The organism is Nostoc sp. CHAB 5715, from assembly GCF_020829685.1.
Taxonomy (GTDB): Bacteria; Cyanobacteriota; Cyanobacteriia; order Cyanobacteriales; family Nostocaceae; genus Nostoc.
The window spans coordinates 1-3,606 of the sequence record NZ_JAIVFR010000786.1 but is presented as its reverse complement, the minus strand read 5'-3'; the positions used below and the strand labels follow the sequence as shown (position 1 = coordinate 3,606).

1 protein-coding gene and 1 pseudogene are annotated in these 3,606 nt (G+C 39.5%); both read right to left on the bottom strand.

Annotation, left to right across the window (positions count from 1 at the left end):
• Nucleotides 1–258, bottom strand: a pseudogene (locus LC574_RS31215) (RNA polymerase sigma factor, RpoD/SigA family); the annotation flags it as partial.
• 1,960 nt (nt 259–2,218) lie between these two features.
• The coding region (locus LC574_RS31210; RefSeq protein ID WP_229457453.1) for a toprim domain-containing protein at nt 2,219–3,606 on the bottom strand (1,388 nt) is incomplete at its 5' end.

Sequence of the window (3,606 nt, the reverse complement as noted above, 5' to 3'; positions counted from 1 at the left end):
AAACACATCTTGAGTAATTGAATCTTCAGTGTAGTGCTTTTTCTTGCTTTGTGTCCGACGACGCGATTTAGCGGCTTTTCCAGACTTTGCGTCGTCCTCATCAGACTGAGGCTCTAAAAATTCCTCGTCACCTTCATCGATGATCAGCAAGTCCTCTTCATCGTCTATTAAGAGTTCTTCTAACTCGAGCTCAGGCTGATTCATTATTTCTAGGTCAGGCTGATATATGCTTTCGAGTACGTTGTTAGCCTGGTTCATGCCGCGTTCCTCATGCTCCTTGCAGAATCAATTACTCAAGATGTGTTTACTGCTCTTTTAAACGAGCTATTCATCAACCGAAAATAAACTTTTTGGCAGATTTGCCAGAGATATTTTCGGACGTTTTACACCTCCGGTCGGAGGTTTTTTACTTTAGTTTAAGCGATTACTAAAAGTGACTTGCTCATCTTAGTAAATGTTATGTGTGTTGCTATCACACACTGCTTTCAACTAACTAGTCAAAAAAAAGACTCGCCTTTATCAAAAAATTTGCCACTCTATACTAATGAATTCAGACTTTTGGCAGATTTTCCTAGAAAGACTCTTCCGATTGTAGCCTGTTTCACAGAAATTGCACTCTTTTTGTGTATTAATCATGAACTTCTAAAGCATTATTAGCCACTATTACCAAAAAGACATTAAAAACGGGAGTTATACCCTTAAATTTTTCTCCACTTTTCGGAATTGCAGTGACCCTTTTATTACATTACAAAATAAGTACGTTTGCTTTTGCCGAATTTCATGTATTTTACACAACATTAATTACTTAGGAAGAGTGAATTTTATGTTAACTCAGACGATTCGTCTTAATTTACCATTTTACATTTCCTTCACAAATTACGCATTCCTTAGACTAAAGCGGGTCTTGACCTTGGGTAAATACAACAAGGGTGATGGTGCTTGCCTTAGAGCAGTTAACCTTCTGCGTACTAATTACCTTAACTGAGGAGTTGAGGCTGTGGCAGAATCGACCTGATAGCAGATCAATTTAGGTTTAACTAATTTGGTCTTATTCACACGTTAGCGCACTGTGGCAATTTCAGCCCTATGAAACTTGACAAACTTTTCTTATTGTATACAAGGATATTTTAATCAATACAAAAAGAATTTGTCTTGCGAACTCGCCAATCTAGTCTTATTTAAGGCAAAAGTTCATTAGATACATCCGATACAATAGCGATCGCTACGGCAGTACATGAAGATATTAACAAGTTTGCTGCCAGATGGTGTCCCCTTCCAGTAGACATTACCTCGAAGAAGGAGAACCCAGAAGATTGCCTGATGATTTGGTTACAAACTTGACGCACGTAAACACTTTGTAAAATTAAATACTTTTATTTCAGTAAATTTCTGTCATCTTATTATGAGAAATCCTCAAAATACTTATTAATTGCTGTTTGATAGATGAGATTAAGTTATTTTCTTAAAGCATAACAAATGTGTTTCTAGCTGGTGGACAAATTAAAAATTCAAAACTTGTACTGAGCGTAGCCGAAGTATTCAAAACTTGTACTGAGCTTGTACGCTCGCTGCGTCGAAGTAAGGGCGTAGCCGAAGTATTCAAAACTTGTACTGAGCAAGTCGTTGTATTCAAACATTTTAGAGAGTTTCAGACGGTTACTGAGCGTAGCCGAAGTACGGAGATTTAAACCCCGACTGAAACTGAACTACGTGTTGACGTTGCGGGTCTTAAACCCTTTAATTTACGATAAATCAGCCAGTCAGTGCAAAGAGTATTATCTTAACTAAACTTCCATAAAGTTGGTAGTTTAGCTAACACTAGAAGATTGAATTTTTGTAAAATATTGACAATAAGCAAATTATATGGTTATTTACTAACTGAAAAATTGAGAATTTTTGTAGTTATGTCGCACTTACCTGCGGCTTGCGTGGTAAAGCAACTTAATTTTTTTAATCGATTGTTCGTGTCTAGTTTTCGCTAGGGGTAGGTTTAAAAGCATTGGTGTCAACAAAAGCCTAGAAATCGCTTATCTGTTGGCTTCCACGCCCGCCCAGAAATGAATTTCTGCGGCTCATAGCCAAAGTCTACTGAAGTAGTTTGTCATCATCCAAAAGAGGTAGTTTTATAGCGATTTTGGATATAAAAAAGGTAATGGGTGAAAACGTATCACTCATTACCAATGTCACAAATTATTGGAGTCGTGTCAGGGAATTGATATTAGATATCTAAATCGGTGAAGTTGAGTTTAGAACCATAGGTTTCGATGAATTCTCGTCTGGGTGCGACGCGATCGCCCATTAAAATTGTAAAGATGCGATCAGCTTCGGCAGCGTCCTCAATTTCGACTTGCTTCATTTTGCGGGTTTCTGGGTTCATTGTGGTGTCCCAGAGTTGTTGTGGCATCATTTCACCCAAACCTTTGAAGCGTTGGATGGTATAGTTGGCGTTAGCAGGAAATTTGGCGATCGCTTGATTTTTTTCGCGATCGCTATAGCAGTACTCATGATTACGTCCCCGTTCTACTTTATACAGTGGGGGACAAGCAATATAAATAAAGCCCTGTTCGATGAGCGATCGCTGATATCGATAGAAGAATGTTAACAACAAAGTCCGAATATGCGCCCCATCTACGTCAGCATCCGTCATAATGACTATCCGGTGATAACGCAGTTGAGTGGAATCGAATTCATCACCTTTGACACCTAAACCGAGTGCTGTAATTAACGCTTGAACTTCGTTATTTTTATAAATTTTAGCGTCGTCGGTTTTTTCAATGTTGAGAATTTTACCACGTAGAGGCAAGATAGCTTGAGTGCGGCGATCGCGTCCTTGTTTGGCGCTGTTATGGACAAATACACCACTCGCCAAAGCAAAGTTGTGGGTATGAGGAACTTCGATGTCGTAAACGTCTACCTTTTGTTCTAAGCGTTCTATAGAAACAACGCGATGATTATAGTTAGCAACTGCTTCACAAGCAAGAGCTTGATTATCTTCAAAGTAGCGCTTACAGAACGTATCGAACTTTAACAGAGACTTGTCTCGTGTCTGTAGACGGTAAGCGTGATAAGCATCTAGTTCAAGCGCACCTTGTTCAATTTCGATTTGCTTGAGAGCAGCAATAGTTTTGCGATAGTAGGTTTGCTGTAAAGCAGCGTGGCGTTTGGTACGGAATTCAGGCGTCCATTGTTCCTGTGTTTTTTCTCGCCGCCATGCCAACAAAGCCTCATCTTGCCATTGTTGCTTGGCTACAAGTGAGTAAGTCTCACGCACCTCTGGATTATTAGCAAAATAATTGCTAACTCTTTGAGCTTGAGCTAAACAATTGGTTTCATCATTCCAATAGTCTTGCTGTGCTTGATTGAGATGTTCGCGGTTTTGCTGACGATAAGTTTCGTTATTGTCATAAAACTCGCGCCATTTGCCAGTCATATAGGCTTTGTAAGCTGTCGAAGCCCATTGCATCTTAGCCTGTTGTGACAAAATCTGTCGCGTTTGGGGCTGCTGCATTCTTTGGCTCATCTTGGCGCGAAATTCCTGACTCTGATGAATTTGGCGGCTCTTTTCAATTACATCTGGTCGATGTAATGTTTTTTTCAGGTGTTGGC